This window comes from Zhihengliuella halotolerans (assembly GCF_004217565.1).
Taxonomy (GTDB): Bacteria; Actinomycetota; Actinomycetes; order Actinomycetales; family Micrococcaceae; genus Zhihengliuella; species Zhihengliuella halotolerans.
Map to the genome: position 1 here is coordinate 1,818,445 of NZ_SHLA01000001.1, position 16,420 is coordinate 1,834,864.

A 16,420-nucleotide genomic window follows, 5' to 3' on the forward strand; every position below is an offset into this window, starting at 1 on the left:
CTCAGCCGGAGTCGACGATCCCAGAGTCTACAAACGCGCCAACTGCCGAGTGGACTTCGATCGGCCCGAAGCCCACGACACCACACGCTCAAGCGGCCCCTGAGAAGCGACGAAGCGCATCCACGCCCAAGCGCCGACCAGGCTCACAATCGTGATGCCGATGAGGAACGGCCAGGAATTGGTCACATCGAAAAGGCGCCCGAACCCGGCAAAGAGGAAGACCTGCAGCGTGTAGATCGTCAGTGGCATGCGCCCGGCAGCCTCGACGGGACCCAGCATTCGCGGCAGATATCCTCCCACCTGGCGTCGGTAGATCCACAGGAGGAACCCGATGACGGAAGTCGCGCAACCGATCGCGACCAGATTTCCCGCCGTCGAATTGGAACCGGGGTGGGCCGAGTCGGCGGTCAGGACGGCACAGGCGGCGCCCAGCAAGGCAAGGCCTGGCCCACTGAGCATGCACCAGCGAGCGGTGGCCGGGCGGCGAACATCAGATCGCGCGAGGATCAGGCCGCTCAGCGCGAAGAAGAGGAACATCGGCGCCCAGTAACTCGGGCCCGCGAACAGCCACGAGACGATTTTCGCGGTCACCGGGTTGGCAGCCGCCTCGGCTGCGAGGCCGCTCGCTAGAGACCACTCGTGCAGCATCGGTGAGGCGACGACGGCGGCCGCCGCCACTGCGACCAGCCAGAGACGCGGCAGGAAGAGCACGAGCAGGAGCAGCAACGTCGTGATGCCGATGTAGTCGATGACGATTGCGATGCGCGAGTTCAACTGCCAGAGCACAAGACCGATCAGGATGAGCGCTCCCGCGCGACGGGCCAACTGGGCGATGGTGCCCGCCCGCCGCCCACGGGAAACAGGAGTCGCCCCTCCGGACATCAGGCCGATGGAGACCCCGGCGAGCATGACGAACAGGGGCGCCGTCACCTGAGCGCCTGCGGCGAGGGCTTTGAGGGCCAGCGGGCTCTCGGCCGCCACAGGGGCCGCGTGGGCGAAGAACATGCCCAGGATGGCGATGCCGCGGGCTAGGTCGAGGGCAGGGATCCGGCCGGGTGGGCTCGTCGGGATTGCGGCGCTGGCCGCTGCAGGAACGCTCATTGGGTGAATCCTTCCTCGTTAATGGCGTGAAGGCCAGCGCACGCAGCGCCGGCCTTCACGCAGATGCGCCGCGCGCACCACCTCAACGACTAGGAGCAGAAGATGAGCGTGCAGCTGAACGAGTCCGAGTTGTTCGACGCGACCGCGCCTTCCGGCTCGGTGGACAGCAGGGTCAGCGTGAACGACGCAGCAACGTTGACACTGAGCAGACCGAAGCTGATGCGGGCACTGCCACCGGCGACGATCGGCTCGTCGAGCTGGATCGTCGCGTTGTTCTGGTCGCCGATCTCGACGATGCCGAAGACCGTACCGTCCAGGATCCCGAGCAGGCCGTCCGACCCGAGCACATCCAGTGAGATGCCCGTGGTGCTCAGCTGGAACTGGGTTCCGGCCGGCACCTCGGTCGTGCCGTCGTTGAAGACGTCGAACCCTTGTGCAACGAGGTTCAGGACACCCGGGTTGCCTACGACGCGCACGTCCCATGCCTCGACGACCGAGGCCGCCGCCATCGGCGCCGAGACAGCCGCAGCGATCACCGGAACGGACCAGGCCGCTCCCTTGACGATACCGCGCCGACCGATACCCTGTGCTTTGTTGTTCTCTTCCATCAAAAGCCTCCCCTTGAAATATGTACATGTGAGGGCAGCAGGCCTCGCGCGGAGGTCTCCATGAGCAAACCTCAACGAAAACGCAAGATGCCACCTCGTACAGGTAAACTCACGCCGACCCTCTCCCCTAGTGGGAGGGGAATCACTTGGCGCATAAGGAAGCATTAATGGCGCAAAGTGTCCTCTATGTCGCGAGGCCGGCGTGTTTGCGGCGCTTGGAACGGATGTCGAGCGGCGACCCCCAACCGTGGGCTGCAAGCGCCCGTCGAAGCAACTGTGGCGAGGCGAAGCCGGAGTGGAAGGCGATATCCGGCACTGCCAGCACGTCGTAGCGCGGGTCGGCCAGCAGGTGGATCGCCTGCTCGACGCGTAGCCTGCGCAGTGTGGCGGCGACCGACGTCGAGTGCCGCGAGAATTCGCGCTGGAGGTGGCGCAGTGACACGTTCAACTCGCCGGCGATCCGTTCCGGCGTGAGGTCGCATTCCGCGCGACGAGCGGTGATCAGCGCGACGGCACGGTCGTACAGTCCCGGCGCGTCCCGCTCGACGGCGTCCCGCAGCCCACGGCTCGTGAGCAGCAAGGCACCAAACATCTCCTGAATCAGCTTCTCAACGAAATAGGCGTCCAGCGCCGTCACGCCTTCGTCCAAGTCCGCAGCCGCGCCAAGGAATCGCAGCGTCGGCTCAAGCAGACCGGTTTCGGCCCCGACAGGCCCATCGACGACGCCATGGTCCATACCGAACTCGTCGATGACGTCGAGCGGGACGCCCGCGGTCAGGAGCACGACATCCTCGTTCCAGACCACGTCGTAGCGCTCGGTGGTCCGGTAGAGGAAGACATCACCCGCAGATGCGGTGAATGAGGTTCCACCCTCCCGGCTCAGTTCCAGAGACCCTTCCTCGACGAGGCCCAGAGTCAGGAGCTCCGCCTGACGCGTACCGGGAACCAGTGTCCCTTGCCCGGCGCGGACACTGATCCGCTGCACGACGCTTGCGCCGATCTCCATCCGGTCCGCAGTCGCACCCCAGGCACGTTGCCTCGGAGCGACGATGCCAAAGTTGCCTTCGCCGTTGGACGGGTACGTCTGACCATCGAATTGGACGTGATCAGCCGTGTAAACCAGTGCGGCACGTCTAACACTGCGCTCAGGCGCCTTGACCATCTGCTCTCCCCCCAACGGTGACTGGAACCCAGTGTATTGGAAGTTCCAACGTTGGCCGTCGCGGCCAGGCGGCCGGGAGTCAGCGTCATGCCCTCAGGTGCTTGCGCGCTGCACCAGCGTGGTCGGGAGCATGACCTGCCGGGCCGGGGCTCCGTTGACCGCCTCGAGCAGCAACGCGACCATCTCCCGGCTGATCTCTTCCCAGGGCTGGCGGATGGTCGTCAAGGGAGGGTCGTGAGCCTCTGCCAGTCCGGAATCGTCGAAGCCGGCGACCCCGACGTCGTCCGGCACGCGAAGCCCCTCGCGCCGCAGGACGGACACCGCCCCCGCCGCCATGGCATCCGAAGCCGCGAAGACCGCGTCGAAGTCCGCACCGCCGGCCAGGAGCCGCTCCATGGCCGCCGCGCCTGAGGCGCGCCCGAAGTCACCCGCCTCGACGAGCCGGGCGTCGTACCCCTCCCCCAATTCGTCCTGAAAAGCTTCATGCCGGAGCCGCCCGCCCGGGGTGTCCGCGGGTCCGGCCAGATGCGCAATGCGCTGCCGGCCGCGCCCGCGCAGGTGCCGCACCATGGCCCGAGTAGCAGCGTCCTCGTCGATGGAGACGGCCGGGGCGCCTGCGGCAGGACCGGCAGGAAGGCCGCTGCAGACAGCGGGAACGCCCGCCTCCGCGAGTTCACCGATGTAGAGATCGGAGGCATGGGAGGAGATCAACAGGACGCCGTCGACGTGACCGGCGCGCAAGTACTCCAATGTCGTGCGACGTTCGCCCTCGGTGCCGGCCATGAGCAGCACGAGCGTCATGCCGCGCTCCGCGAGCGCCTGCGTGGCGCCCCGCAGCAGGAGCGAGTACGTCGGGTCCTCGAAGAGGAGGTGCTGGGGCTCGGTTACGAGGAAGGCGAGGGAGTTCGCCCGCCCGGTCGCGAGGCTGCGCGCGTGTTGATTGACGGTGTATCCGGTCTCCGCAATCGCGTCTTCCACGAGTCGGCGTGCCTCGGGTGAGACCCAGTGGCCGCCGTTGATGACCCTCGAAACCGTCCCCCGCGAGACGCCTGCCGCGGCGGCGACGTCCCTGATCGTCGGCCGGGCCGTTCGGCTCGAAGGTTCCATGGGGATGTACATTACCAGCCGACCTGCGTTAGCCTGTGACCGGTCACAGGTGGTGCCAGCCGGGCGAACCTCCTGCCATCCCCCACACTCACGAAGGAGCGCCCTCATGAACGACCGATCCCCCTGGCCCGCCCTGGAGCACATCGCCTACGGAGGCGACTACAACCCTGAGCAGTGGCCGCGCGAGACGTGGCACGAGGACGTGCGGCTCATGCAGGACGCCGGCGTGAACCTGGTGAGCATCGGTATCTTCTCGTGGGCGCTGCTCGAGACGGAGGAGGGGGTCTTCGACTTCGAATGGCTGGACACCGTCATCGACCTACTGCACGAGAACGGCATCGCTGTCGACCTCGCCACCCCCACGGCCTCCCCGCCCGCCTGGTTCTTCGCCGCGCACCCGGACGCGCGCGTCGTCGACCGCGACGGCGAGGTCCTCGGCTTCGGCTCACGCGGCATGGTTTCGCACTCGGCACCGGCGTACCGCGACGCCGTCGTGCGGATCGCCTCGGCCCTCGCCGAGCGCTACGGGGACCACCCGGCGGTGCTGATGTGGCACGTGCACAACGAATACGGCGTCCCGGTGGCCGAAGACTACTCGCCGCATGCGGTGGCCGCGTTCCGCGACTGGCTGCGCGAGCGCTACGGCAGCCTCGAGGGCCTCAACGAGGCGTGGGGCACGGCCTTCTGGGGCCAGCACTACAGCAACTGGGAACACGTGGGCGCCCCCGCCGCCGCGCCGACCACGGTGAACCCCGCCCAGCGCCTGGACTTCAAGCGGTTCAGCGACCACCAGCTGCGGGCGTGTTTCATCGCCGAGCGCGACGCCATCCGGGCGCACTCGGACAAACCAGTCACGACGAACTTCATGGCCAATCAGGAGTTCACGACCGACCTGTGGGCCTGGGCAAGGGAGGTCGATGTCGTCTCCGACGACCACTACCTCACGGCCGCGGACCCCGAGGCGCACATCGGGCTGGCCATCGCCGCGGACCTCTCCCGCTCCGTCGGCGGCGGCAGGCCGTGGATGCTGCTCGAGCACTCGACCTCGGCCGTGAACTGGCAACCGCGCAACATCGCCAAGCGCCCGGGCGAGATGGCTCGGAACTCGCTCGCCCACTTCGGCCGCGGTGCCGACGCCATCATGTTCTTCCAGTGGCGGGCCTCCCGCTCCGGCGCGGAGAAGTTCCACTCCGCGATGGTCCCGCACGCTGGAACCGACTCGCGCGTCTGGCGGGAGGTCGTGCAGCTCGGCGCTTCGCTGGGCCGCCTGGCCGAGTCCCGCGGGTCCCGGGTCCGGGCCGACGTCGCGATCCTCTGGGACTTCGAATCGTTCTGGGCGCAGTCGCTCGAGTGGCGCCCCGTCCAGGATCTCGACCCGCGCGAGCGCATCCGCGCCTTCTACGAGCGCCTCTGGCGCGACGGGATCACGGTCGACTTCGCACTGCCCGGCGCCGACCTCTCCGGCTACAAACTGGTCGTCGCGGCCTCGCAGTACCTGCTCCGGAACGACGACGCGGCGAACCTCACGCGGTACGTCGCCGGCGGCGGTACGCTCGTCGTCTCCTACTTCTCGGGCATCGTGGACGAGCACGACGCCGTGCACGCCGGCGGGTTCATGGCCCCGCTGCGCGAGGTGCTCGGCTGCGACGTCGAGGAGTTCCTGCCGCTGCGCACCGGTTCGAGCGCGGCCGTGGACTACGCCGCCGGCGACGGCACCTCCCACCGCCTCGACGCCGACGAATGGGCCGACGACCTCCGGATCACGAGCGCCGCCGTACGGGGGACCTATGCCGAGGGCCCCGGGACCGGGAAGCCGGCGATCACGCGGAACGAGCACGGCCGGGGCACCGGTTGGTACGTTTCGACCCGGCTCGACGCCGACGCTCTCGAGACCGTCATGGGCGACGTCTACGCGGACGCCGGCCTCGCCCCCGCCGGCCTGCCCGAGGGCGTCGAAGCGGTCGCCCGCAGCGGGGAGGCGGGCGACTACCTCACGCTCGTCAACCACTCCGACGCGGACGCGGAGGTCCCGGTCGACGGCGTCGACCTGCTCACGGGCGCCGCAACGGGCGGGACGCTGCAGCTGGGGGCCGGCGGAACCGCCGTCGTACGGCTGGCCCGCTGATCCCGACGGCCGCGGAGATCAGCCCTCGGCGATCTCCGCGGCCTCGAGCCACTCGGTCTCGAGCTCGTCGTGGGAGTCCTTGACGCCGCCGAGCTCGGACGTGAGGGCGGTCAGCTCGTCGAAGCGCATCGCCGCGGAGGCAGCGGCCATCTTCTGCTCCAGCTCCGCGGCGCGCGCGTCCAGCTTGGCCATCTGCTTCTCGAGCCGGTTCGCGCTCTTGCGCGCCTCGCGCTTCTCCGCCTCGCTGTAGCCGGACGACGACGCCTGGCCCGCTTGCTCACCGGCGGCGGGCGAATTCGTGCCCGAGGCCGCCCGCTGGGCGGCGGTGTCGCCGGCCTCGCGCAGCTCGAGGTACTGCTCCACGCCGCCGGGCAGGAACCGGATCTTGCCGTCGCCGAGCAGCGCCAGCTGGTGGTCGGTCGCGCGCTCGAGCAGGTAGCGGTCGTGGCTGACGACCACGAGCGTGCCCGGCCAGCCGTCGAGCAGGTCCTCGACGGCGGCAAGCGTGTCGGTGTCGAGATCGTTGGTCGGCTCGTCGAGCATGAGCACGTTCGGCTCGCCGATGAGCAGTCGCAGCAGCTGCAGGCGCCGGCGCTCGCCGCCGGAGAGCTCCTTGATCTTGGTCCACTGCTTCTGCTGGGTGAAGCCGAGCTGCTCGACGAGCTGACCCGCCGAGATCTCCTTGCCGCCGACCTCGAACCGGGTCTTCTCCTCGTTGATCACCTCGATCACGCGTTTCTCCGCGAGCGGCTCGAGCTCAGTGACTTCCTGCGTCAGCACGGCCGTGCGCACCGTCTTGCCGCGCTTGATCTTCCCGCCCGTCGGCTCGATCTGCCCGTCGAGCAGGCGCAGCAGGGTGGACTTGCCGGCGCCGTTCACGCCGACGATGCCGACGCGCTCACCGGGTGCCAGGCGCAGGGTGACGTCGTCGAAGAGAGGCGTGCTCTCCCCGAAGGACAGGGACACGTCCTCGAGGTCGATCACGTCCTTGCCCAGGCGCGCGGTGGCCATTTTCGCGAGCGCCACGGTGTCGCGCGGCTCGGGCACGTCGTTGATGAGCGCGTTCGCGGCGTCGATCCGGAACTTCGGCTTCGCCGTGCGGGCCGGGGCGCCACGGCGCAGCCACGCGAGCTCCTTCTTCGCCAGCTGCTGGCGCTTCTGCTCGACGACGGCGGCCGTGCGGTCGCGCTCGACGCGGGCCAGCGTGTACGCGGCGTAGCCGCCGTCGAACGGGTCGACGACGCCGTCGTGCACCTCCCACGTGCGCGTGCAGACCTCGTCGAGGAACCAGCGGTCGTGCGTCACGAGCAGCAGCCCGCCCTGGTTCGCGCGCCAGCGGGACTTCAGGTGCCGGGCCAGCCATGCGACGCCCTCGACGTCGAGGTGGTTGGTGGGCTCGTCGAGCATGACGACGTCGTGGTCGGCGATGAGCAGCTTCGCGAGCGCGACGCGGCGGCGCTGCCCGCCCGAGAGCGAGGAGACGCGCGCGTGCCAGTCAACCTCCTCGACGAGCCCGCCCATGACCTCGCGCACGCGCGGGTTCGACGCCCACTCGTGGTCAGCGGCGTCCCCGACGATCGCCTCGCCGACGGGCAGGTCGCCGTCGAGCACGTCCGACTGGTGCAGGTAGCCGACCCGGAGGCCGCCGCGCTGGGTGACGCGCCCCTCGTCGGGGGTCTGCTCGAGCGCGAGCAGGCGCATCAGCGTGGATTTGCCGTCGCCGTTGCGGCCGACCATGCCGATCCGGTCGCCGTCGTCCACCCCGAGGCTGACGCCGTCGAGCACGGTGCGGGTTCCGAAGGAGACGCGCAGGTCCTGCGCGCCGAGCAAGTGAGCCATTCTGTCCTTAGATCTGCTGTTGATTCTTCTCTGTCTGCTGCGACGGCGCCGCGTTAGATGATCTGCGCCCCCGGCACGGGGCCGTGCACGGCATGCGCGGCGAGTCCGGGCTCGTCCTGCAACTGCAGCGCCAGCTCGGCGGCGTGGTGCGCGTCCGCTGCGAGCAGCGCCGTCGTCGGGCCGGACCCGGAGACGATCGCGGCGAGCGCACCGGCGCGCAGGGACTCCTCGATCACCTGCCCCAGTTCGGGGGCGAGGTTCACGGCGGCGGGGGCGAGGTCGTTGTGCATGAGGCCCGGCAGCCGCTCGTGGTCCCCGGAGACGAGCGCCAGCACGACGTCGGCATCCACCTCGGTGGGCGTCGGGACGTCCTCGTCGGCGCGCAGGGCGTCGAGCTGCTTGAACACGGCCGGGGTCGAGAGCCCGTAGCTCGCCGGCAGCACGACCCAGTCGCTGCGGTCGCGCAGCAGCAGCGGCGAGAGCTCGTCGCCGATGCCGAGGCCGACGGCGGCGCCGCCGGTGATCGCGAACGGCACGTCCGCGCCGAGCTCCGAGCCGAGCTCGCACAGCTGCTCGCGGGTCAGACCGGTGCCCCACAGCGCGTTGCACGCCACGAGCGCCGCGGCCGCGTCGGCGGAGCCGCCGCCCATGCCGCCGGCGATCGGGACGCGCTTGGTCACCTCGAGGTCCACGCCGGTGCCCGCTCCGGTGTGCCGGGCCAGGAGCTTCGCCGCCCGCACCACGAGGTTGTCGGCGTCGAGCGGGAAGTCCTCGGGATCCCGCACGGCCGTCGAGTCGGCGGAGAGCCGCACGGTGACGCCGTCGTCGTCGCGCACCGTGGCGGTGACGTCCTCGTAGAGGCTGACCGCCAGGTAGAGGCTGGCGACGTCGTGGTAGCCGTCCGGCCGCGGCGGCCCGGCGCGGAAGAAGACGTTGATCTTGCCCGGGGCGCGGGCCGTCACCGAAGACTTCATGCGCCCGGTCCCGACGCGGCGTCGCCGGCGAGGTCCGGGTGGTGGGCAGCGATGGCGGCGAACTCCTCGACGCTGAGCTTCTCGCCGCGGGCCTGCGGGTCCACCCCAGCGGCGCGCAGCGCGGTCTCGGCGGCCGCGGCGCTGCCGGCCCAGCCGGCCAACGCGGCGCGCAGGGTCTTGCGGCGTTGGGCGAAGGCCGCGTCGATGGCCGCGAAGACCTGCTCGCGGCTGGCCGGCGTCACGGGTGGTTCGTGGCGGGAGAACCCGACGAGGCCGGAGTTAATCTTCGGCGCCGGCCAGAAGACGTTCTTGCCGACGACGCCGGCCTTGCGCATGTCGGCGTACCAGGTGGACTTCACGCTCGGCACGCCGTAGATCTTCGAGCCCGGCTTCGCGGCGAGCCGGTCGGCGACTTCGTCCTGCACCATGACGAGACCGTGCCGCAGCGACGGGAAGTGCTCGAACAGGTGCAGCACCACGGGCACCGCCACGTTGTAGGGCAGGTTCGCGACCAGGGCGGTCGGCGCGTGCGGCAGCTCTCTGACGCGCATCGCGTCGGAGAGCACGACGTCGAGGGACGCCGCCTTCTCCGGGCGGAACTCCTCGATGGTCCGGGGCAGCCGCGCTGCCAACTTGGGGTCGATTTCGACGGCGACGACGCGCGCGGCGGCGTCGAGCAGCCCGAGCGTCAGGGAACCGAGGCCGGGGCCGACCTCGAGCACGATCTCGTCAGGCGAGATGTCGGCGGCGGCGACGATGCGGCGGATGGTGTTCCCGTCGATCACGAAGTTCTGGCCGAGAGTCTTCGTCGGTCGTACGTCGAGTTCGTCTGCCAGGCGGCGGATCTCGGTCGCGCCGAGAAGCGGGGCCGGCGCACTGGAGGCGGGCTGGGCTGCATCAGAAGTCACGGGGTCTATCCTAGTTCGTCACCCCGGTGGCGGCCCCATTCCCTCCCAGGCGGTCGGCGTTCGTGCATCGTCGCCGGCGCCCGACGGCCCCGGCCGATAGGTGGGAATCCACCCCATGCGGTATTCGTGCGTTCGCCCGTCCGCGAACTCGACTCGACACCGAAAATTGGGAAGCGGGTTCGGCGCGAAGTCCACCTGCGATGAATCACCCCATTCCTCCCCCGGCGGCGATGCCGCGCACAAGTTCTCAGCGCGTCCGTGGAGGAGCATCGCCGAGGCCGGATAGACCGCCGCCATCAGCAGCACCGCCACGATCACGAGCGCCCACACCGTCTTCTTCATGTCTTCTCCCGCCGTTGGTTACCCTCGAGCGTCCATCACACCCGCCAGCGCGGCGCAGCGCGACACCCCCGGGACGCGGAAACCCCGCGTGCGGATCATCCCTGAGGAGGATCCGCACGCGGGGTCGCATGTTCGCTGCCCGGCGCTGGGCCGGTCCGGCTGCCTAGCGCAGGCCGAGCTTCGCGGAGCAGGAGGGCCAGTGGCCCCAGCCGCCGTTGGCGCGGAGGCGCTCAGCTGCCGCGATCTGCTGCGACGGGGTGGCCTGGTGCGGCAGCGGCGCGTACTGCGTGCCGCCCACGGCCGCCCAGCTGGAGGCGCTGAACTGCAGGCCGCCGTAGTAGCCGTTGCCCGTGTTGATCGACCAGTTGCCGCCGGACTCGCACTTGGCCAGTGCGGCCCACGTACCCGAGTTCGGGCCCGACGCCGTCGTGCCGCCGCCGGAGGACGAGCTGGAGCTCGAGGACGAGGAGCTCGAGGTGGCGGCCTTCTCCTCGACCCGGGTGCCGACCTTGACGACCTCCGTGACGGGCTCGGTGACGACCTCGTCGGCGACGAGCTTGGACGACTCGACCTCGCCGTTGTGCAGGACGACCTCGTGGGTCAACTCGCGCTCACCGTTCTTACCCTTGGTCTCGACCTTGGTCTCGCCCTTGTCGATCGAGGAGTCGTTGACCTTCTTGACCTCGTGGGCGATGGCCTTCGTCTCGGAGCGGGTCTCGGTGCTCACGCGGATGACGCGGATCTTCATGCCGTCGCGGACCTCGGTGCTGAGGTCCTTGGGGCCGACGATGTCGTCGTCACCGACCTGGACCTCGGCCTCGGCGAGTGCCTCTTCGACGGTCGTGGCCGTCGTCGTGAACTTCTCGTCCTCGCCGCCGACGACGAACGTAATGTCCTTCGGGGTCTGGATCTCGATGGCGGAGCTCAGCGAGGCGAGCTCCATGTCGATGCCTTCGGAGACATCGGCGTCCTTCTCAAGGCCGAGCTGGGCCAAGACGTCGGCGACGGTCACGCCGGTCGTGCCAACAGTGCGCTGCTCGCCGTCCACGACGAGCTCGACGCTCTTGTGGCGGTTGACGGAGATCTCGGTGCCGTCCTCGATGGCGGCGTCGAGAGCGGGCGTGACCTCATCGCGGTCCGCGACCTCGATGTCCGAGGCGGCCAGGGCGTCGGAGACGGTGCTGCCGAAGGTCGTGACCGACTGGGTTTCACCGTCGACGGTCACGGCGAGGGTCTTGGAGGCTCCGACATAGGAGACGACGCCGACGATCAGTGCGGCGAGGACCACGGCCTGGGCCGCGACCTTCACCCAGCGGTTCCGAAAAGCGTTCTTCATGAGTATCCCTACTGTTCTGCCGTCCAGGCACGGGGAGCACGGCGGCAGAATGCACGGTTGGACGTACGAACGGAACGTCCAAACCACCGATGGTCAATGCGAGTGATGCTGGTGCCGCACACGAGGGCGGCATGCCCGAAACCTTCCCCGATCCCGGTTTATTCTCTTCTACCGTAACCGTTTCGTTATCAAGTCACAAACAGCAAACGGCCGGCGTCGCGCGCGGGACACCCTCGACGGTCGCGGGACCCGCAGTGCGACAATGGTCCTCATGTCGACGTTCGCACTAGTCATCGCTCCACTTGCCCTGGCCCTCGTTTTCACTGTCGCGGGCGTGGCGAAGGTCACGACGGAATCTCAAGAAAAGGTAACGGGCGCTAGGTTAGAGGGCCCTGGAGTGCCTGCGCTCGTCAACAACGCGTGGGTGCGCCGGCTGCACCCGTGGGGCGAAATCCTCGTGGCCGTCGGGCTCCTTGCGCCGTGGCCGATGGGACTCGTCGCCGCCGTGGCCGCACTCGCGCTCTGCCTCTTCTACACGTGGCTCGTCGCGGCGGTGCTCCGCGCCGGCGAACCGCAGGAGTGCGCGTGCTTCGGCCGGTTCGGCCGCGGGCCGGCCACTCGTTGGGACCTGGTCCGGAACGTCGGGCTCGTCGCCCTGGGTGCCGGCGCCGTGGTCTTCGCGGCCACCGGCCGCTCGGTGCCCTCCGACCTGCTGGCCTTTGGCGCGGGTGACTGGTGGTGGTTCGCCGCCGTCGTCGTGGCCGCGGCGGTGCCGTTCGCGTGGCGGCTGGCCGCAGGGCGCCCGGGGTCCGCACGCGGCGGAAACGACGGCGCAATCGGCGTGGGCACCCCGGCCGAGGTGCAGGAAACGGCTCCCGCCCCCGTGCGACACCTGCTCAGCGAACGCCCGGCGCCGGCATCGTTGGACGAGGCGCAGCCCGAGGACCTGACCGGAGTGCCCCTGCCGAAGGTCATGGTCCGCCCCGCCGGGTCCGAGGCGCTGCGCGGCCTGCGCCAGGCGCTCGAGGGGCGGGCGACCCTGCTGATCCTCATGCGCCCGTCCTGCCGCGCGTGCGACGAGGTCCTCGCCGAGCTCGACGACTGGCGCGCGGCGTTCGGCGACCGGGTGGCTGTGCGCCTCCTCGTCTCCCGTGAACCGGAACGGTTCGCCACCGAGCACCCCGAGGTCGCCGACCTGGTCCTCGAGGACGAGAGCCTGGCCATCCAGCAGCTGCTCGGCGTCCGTTACACACCGTCGGCCCTGCTCGTGGCCCCCGACGGTTCCATCGCGGCGGGTCCGACCACGGGCGCCGAGTACATCTCGGCACTGGCCGGGGTCGTCGCCGACTCCGTGCCGTCCTAGAACTCCCCGTAGACGCGGCGGGTGTTGCCGGCAAGGACCGAGCAGAGCTCCGCGAGGTCGCGCCCGAGGTGCTCGGCCATGAACCGGACCGTGTAGGGGATCATGTAGGCGGCATTGGGCCGGCCACGGTACGGGTGAGGCGTCAGGTACGGCGCGTCCGTCTCGACCAGGACCAGCTCCGGGTCGGCGATGGCGAGCGCGGCGTGCAGCCCCGTCGAGTTCTTGAACGTCACGGTGCCGGCGAATGACATGTACCAGCCGTTGTCGTTGCAGATTCGCGCCAGCTCCGCGTCCCCCGAGAAGCAGTGGAAGACCACGTGCTCGGGCAGCCGCGGTGCGGCACGGAGAACCTCGACGACGTCGTGGTGCGCGTCGCGGTCGTGGATCTGCACGGCCTTGCCCCGCCGCACGGCGATGTCCAGGTGCGCCTCGAACGATGCGCGCTGGGCGCCGTGCCCCTCTTCCCCGGTGCGGAAATAGTCCAGGCCCGTCTCCCCCACCGCGCGCACGCGCTCGTGGGCGGCCAGGGCGTCGATCTCGGCGATCGCCGCATCCAGCCCGCCAGCCTCGGCGAGCGGCGCGGCGTCGTTCGGGTGGATCGCGACCGCGGCGAGCACACGCGGATCGGCGGCCGCGGCCTCGACGGCGAACCGCGAGGACTCCACATCGCAGCCGACCTGCACGACGCCCGGGACGCCGACGGCGTTCGCCGTGTCGAGGGCATCCGCGACGGACACGTCGATCCGGTAGGCGCGCGCATCCAGGTGGGTGTGGTTGTCCGGCACCGGCACGGGCAGCGGCTCGGGTGCCGGGGGATATTCGGAACGACGACGACGCCGGGCCTCCTGGGCGGCCAGACGTTCGGCCTCTTGCGCGGAGAGTCCCGCCGAGACGTCGTCGCTCCCCGGCGGTTCCGGGGACACGAAGGCGGGCGGGGTCGAACCAGGGGTCACGCGCGAATCAGACACGCGATCCATCCTAGCCAGGCCCGCCCGCCGGCGCGCACCGGCTACTTCGCGTACGGGTCGGCGATGCCGATGTACTGCACGGTGCTGTACTCGGCGATACCCTCGGAGCCGCCCTCGCGGCCTAGGCCCGACTGCTTGACGCCGCCGAAGGGAGCCGCCGCGTTGGAGATGACGCCCGCGTTGAAGCCGACCATGCCGAACTCGATCTGCTCAGCGACGCGGAACATGCGCGCGTAGTCGGAGGTGAACAGGTACGACGCCAGGCCGTACTCGCTCGCGTTCGCCAGCGCGATCGCCTCCTCCTCGGTGGAGAAGGTCGTCACGGGGGCGACCGGGCCGAAGATCTCCTCGCGCAGGATCTCCGCGTCGTTGGGCACGCCGCCGAGCACAGTGGGGGCGTAGAAGTAGCCGTCGCCGGCCAGCGGCTCACCGCCGGTCACCGCCACGGCCCCGGCCGCGACGGCGTCGGAGACCAGTGCGTGCACGTCGTCGCGCGCGCCGGAGTCGATGAGCGGGCCCACCGTGGAGGCCTCCTCGGTGCCGCGGCCCGGCGTCAGGCTGGACATGGCCTCGGCGAACTTGCGGGTGAATTCCTCAGCGACGGTGTCCTGGACCAGGAACCGGTTCGCTGCGGTGCACGCCTCACCCATGTTGCGCATCTTGGCGGCCATGGCGCCCTCGACGGCCTTGTCCAGGTCCGCGTCGTCGAACACGAGGAACGGGGCGTTGCCGCCGAGCTCCATCGAGGTGCGCAGCACGTTGTCGGCGGCGTCCTTGAGCAGGCGCTTGCCGACCGGCGTCGACCCGGTGAAGGAGACTTTGCGCAGTCGCGGGTCGGCCATGACGGGACCGGAGATCGAGGAGGCGCTCTTGCCCGAGACGACGTTGAGCACGCCCGCCGGTAGGCCCGCCTCGAGCAGCGTCGCCGCGAACAGCTGGCTCGTCAGCGGGGTCAGCTTGGCGGGCTTGAGCACCATGGTGCAACCGGCAGCGATCGCGGGGCCCACCTTGCGCGTGGCCATCGCGAGCGGGAAGTTCCAAGGGGTGATGAGCAGGCACGGTCCGACCGGCTTGTTCTGCACGAGGATCTTGTTCTTGCCCTCGGGCGTGGTCAGGTAGCGCCCGTAGTCCCGCACGGCCTCCTCGGAGAACCAGCGCAGGAACTCGTTGCCGTACGTCACCTCACCGCGGGCCTCGGCCAGCGGCTTGCCCATTTCCAGCGTCATGAGCAGCGCGAAGTCCTCGGCGCGCTCATTGATGAGGTCGAAGGCACGGCGCAGGATGTTGGAGCGCTCACGGGCCGGCGTCAGCGCCCACTGCCCCTGGGCGGCGTCGGCCGCGTCGAGGGCCGCGAGGGCGTCCTCGCTCGTCGCCGAGGCCAGGGTCGCGAGCACCTTCCCGGTGGCCGGGTCGTGCACGTCGAAGGTGCCGCCGTCAGAGGCGTCGCGCCACTCGCCGTCGATCAGCAGGCCGGTCGGGACGGAAGCGAGCAGCTCGGCTTCGCGTTCGGGCGTAATCGTCATTGTTTAACTCCCGTGTATCGATGCATTGACAACTCTCGCCAAATCTAGGCGACGGGCGCGGGCGGAGAAAATCGGAGTACGATGCGCGCCGCTTCGTGACTTATTGGCGGGCGGCGACGACGGCGGCGTAGAGCTCCCGCTTCGAGATGCGGTCCCGCTCGGCGACGGCGGCGACGGCATCCTTGAGCCGCACGCCCGAATCCATCATCGCCTGGACAGCGGCCACATGGTCGACGTCGTCCTCGGCATCCGCCTCTGTCTTCCCGGAGACGACGACGGCGATCTCACCGCGCACGCCCTCCTCCGCCCAGACGACGAGCGCGTCGAGCGGGCCGCGCCGGACCTCCTCGTGCATCTTGGTCAGCTCGCGGGCGACGGCGGCCTGCCGCGAGGAACCGAAGGCCTCGGCGAGCGCGCGCAGCATGGCCGCGAGCCGGTGCGGCGCCTCAAAGAAGACCATCGTGCGGCGCTCGTCGGCCAGATCCGCGAGGCGGGCGGCGCGGTCCCCCGTCTTGCGGGGCAGGAAACCCTCGAATGTGAAACGGTCGGTCGGCAGACCCGAAAGCGAGAGCGCGGTCAGCACGGCGGACGGGCCGGGCACTGCGGTCACCGCGACATCGGCGGCGACGGCGGCCTCGACGAGCCGGAAACCCGGGTCGGAGACGGCCGGCATGCCCGCGTCGGAGACGACGAGCAAGGTCGCACCGGCCTGCACGGTCTCGAGCAGCTCGGCGATCCGGGAGGCCTCGTTGTGCTCGTGGTAGCTGACGATCCGCCCCGGGATGCGCACGCCGAGCGCGTTGGCCAGGTGCAGCAGGCGCCGAGTGTCCTCCGCGGCGACCACGTGGGCCGTGCGCATCAGCTCGATGAGCCGCGGCGAGGCGTCAGAGAGGTTGCCGATCGGGGTCGCGGCGAGCACGATCGTCCCGCTCCCGGGCACCAACTCGGCGAGTGCTCCGCCCCCCGGTGCGGTCGGGGTGGATGAGTTCTCTGGGGTCTCTTCACTGCTGCGCTGTGCCACCGGGCCAGCCTACCGCTAACGTGTCACGTCAGCTCCCCCGGGG

At 70.0% G+C, this 16,420-nt stretch carries 14 protein-coding genes; 2 read left to right on the forward strand and 12 right to left on the reverse strand.

The window, feature by feature from the left end; all coding sequences use genetic code 11:
• Positions 1-27: 27 nt before the first annotated feature.
• From EV380_RS08185 to EV380_RS08200, 4 genes are all read right to left on the reverse strand, one after another.
• Positions 28-1,101, reverse strand: a complete 1,074-nt coding sequence (locus tag EV380_RS08185) for an acyltransferase family protein (protein ID WP_102159154.1) — start codon at positions 1,099-1,101, stop codon at positions 28-30.
• Between the two features lie 89 nt (positions 1,102-1,190).
• Entirely contained in the window at positions 1,191-1,709 is a 519-nt protein-coding gene (locus EV380_RS08190; RefSeq protein WP_102159155.1) for a hypothetical protein, read from the reverse strand.
• 184 nt (positions 1,710-1,893) lie between these two features.
• Entirely contained in the window at positions 1,894-2,715 is an 822-nt protein-coding gene (locus EV380_RS08195; protein ID WP_165391913.1) for a helix-turn-helix domain-containing protein, read from the reverse strand.
• A gap of 249 nt (positions 2,716-2,964) precedes the next feature.
• Entirely contained in the window at positions 2,965-3,978 is a 1,014-nt protein-coding gene (locus tag EV380_RS08200) for a LacI family DNA-binding transcriptional regulator (protein WP_102159163.1), read from the reverse strand.
• Between the two features lie 106 nt (positions 3,979-4,084).
• Here EV380_RS08200 and EV380_RS08205 point away from each other — a divergent pair, with 106 nt between their 5' ends.
• Positions 4,085-6,103: a beta-galactosidase gene (locus EV380_RS08205; RefSeq protein WP_130450604.1), complete on the forward strand. Its 2,019-nt coding sequence runs from the start codon at positions 4,085-4,087 to the stop codon at positions 6,101-6,103.
• A gap of 18 nt (positions 6,104-6,121) precedes the next feature.
• On the opposite strand, the gene EV380_RS08210 is transcribed toward EV380_RS08205, so the two are convergent.
• The 5 genes from EV380_RS08210 to EV380_RS08230 form a co-directional block, all read right to left on the reverse strand.
• A complete protein-coding gene (locus EV380_RS08210) occupies positions 6,122-7,942 on the reverse strand; it encodes an ABC-F family ATP-binding cassette domain-containing protein (RefSeq protein WP_130450606.1) in 1,821 nt (606 codons plus the stop codon).
• 53 nt (positions 7,943-7,995) lie between these two features.
• Positions 7,996-8,916, reverse strand: coding sequence for a 4-(cytidine 5'-diphospho)-2-C-methyl-D-erythritol kinase (locus EV380_RS08215; protein WP_130450608.1), 921 nt, complete (start codon positions 8,914-8,916; stop codon positions 7,996-7,998).
• Positions 8,913-9,824: a 16S rRNA (adenine(1518)-N(6)/adenine(1519)-N(6))-dimethyltransferase RsmA gene (rsmA, locus tag EV380_RS08220; protein ID WP_130450610.1), complete on the reverse strand. Its 912-nt coding sequence runs from the start codon at positions 9,822-9,824 to the stop codon at positions 8,913-8,915. The genes EV380_RS08215 and rsmA overlap by 4 nt, the downstream gene beginning before the upstream one ends.
• A gap of 18 nt (positions 9,825-9,842) precedes the next feature.
• The gene (locus tag EV380_RS08225) at positions 9,843-10,166 is read right to left on the reverse strand and encodes a hypothetical protein (RefSeq protein WP_130450612.1); all 324 of its coding nucleotides are present in this window, start codon (positions 10,164-10,166) and stop codon (positions 9,843-9,845) included.
• Positions 10,167-10,329: 163 nt separating this feature from the next.
• Positions 10,330-11,502, reverse strand: coding sequence for a resuscitation-promoting factor (locus tag EV380_RS08230; RefSeq protein ID WP_130450614.1), 1,173 nt, complete (start codon positions 11,500-11,502; stop codon positions 10,330-10,332).
• Positions 11,503-11,773: 271 nt separating this feature from the next.
• Between EV380_RS08230 and EV380_RS08235 the strand changes: the two genes are divergently transcribed.
• Entirely contained in the window at positions 11,774-12,865 is a 1,092-nt protein-coding gene (locus tag EV380_RS08235; RefSeq protein WP_165391914.1) for a TlpA family protein disulfide reductase, read from the forward strand.
• Here EV380_RS08235 and EV380_RS08240 read toward each other — a convergent pair.
• From EV380_RS08240 to rsmI, 3 genes are all read right to left on the reverse strand, one after another.
• Positions 12,862-13,722, reverse strand: a complete 861-nt coding sequence (locus EV380_RS08240) for a TatD family hydrolase (protein WP_242607717.1) — start codon at positions 13,720-13,722, stop codon at positions 12,862-12,864. The genes EV380_RS08235 and EV380_RS08240 overlap by 4 nt on opposite strands.
• Positions 13,723-13,874: 152 nt before the next feature.
• Entirely contained in the window at positions 13,875-15,356 is a 1,482-nt protein-coding gene (locus tag EV380_RS08245; RefSeq protein ID WP_130450620.1) for an NAD-dependent succinate-semialdehyde dehydrogenase, read from the reverse strand.
• Positions 15,357-15,456: 100 nt separating this feature from the next.
• Positions 15,457-16,299, reverse strand: coding sequence for a 16S rRNA (cytidine(1402)-2'-O)-methyltransferase (gene rsmI, locus EV380_RS08250; RefSeq protein WP_130452136.1), 843 nt, complete (start codon positions 16,297-16,299; stop codon positions 15,457-15,459).
• Between the last annotated feature and the right edge of the window lie 121 nt (positions 16,300-16,420).

Bases quoted from the DNA above. Each gene is read 5' to 3' on its own strand.
- EV380_RS08185 (WP_102159154.1), bottom strand. From the start codon at position 1,101: ATGAGCGTTCCTGCAGCGGCCAGCGCCGCAATCCCGACGAGCCCACCC.
- EV380_RS08190 (WP_102159155.1), bottom strand. From the start codon at position 1,709: ATGGAAGAGAACAACAAAGCACAGGGTATCGGTCGGCGCGGTATCGTC.
- EV380_RS08195 (WP_165391913.1), bottom strand. From the start codon at position 2,715: ATGGAGATCGGCGCAAGCGTCGTGCAGCGGATCAGTGTCCGCGCCGGG.
- EV380_RS08200 (WP_102159163.1), bottom strand. From the start codon at position 3,978: ATGGAACCTTCGAGCCGAACGGCCCGGCCGACGATCAGGGACGTCGCC.
- EV380_RS08205 (WP_130450604.1), top strand. From the start codon at position 4,085: ATGAACGACCGATCCCCCTGGCCCGCCCTGGAGCACATCGCCTACGGA.
- EV380_RS08210 (WP_130450606.1), bottom strand. From the start codon at position 7,942: ATGGCTCACTTGCTCGGCGCGCAGGACCTGCGCGTCTCCTTCGGAACC.
- EV380_RS08215 (WP_130450608.1), bottom strand. From the start codon at position 8,916: ATGAAGTCTTCGGTGACGGCCCGCGCCCCGGGCAAGATCAACGTCTTC.
- EV380_RS08225 (WP_130450612.1), bottom strand. From the start codon at position 10,166: ATGAAGAAGACGGTGTGGGCGCTCGTGATCGTGGCGGTGCTGCTGATG.
- EV380_RS08230 (WP_130450614.1), bottom strand. From the start codon at position 11,502: ATGAAGAACGCTTTTCGGAACCGCTGGGTGAAGGTCGCGGCCCAGGCC.
- EV380_RS08235 (WP_165391914.1), top strand. From the start codon at position 11,774: ATGTCGACGTTCGCACTAGTCATCGCTCCACTTGCCCTGGCCCTCGTT.
- EV380_RS08245 (WP_130450620.1), bottom strand. From the start codon at position 15,356: ATGACGATTACGCCCGAACGCGAAGCCGAGCTGCTCGCTTCCGTCCCG.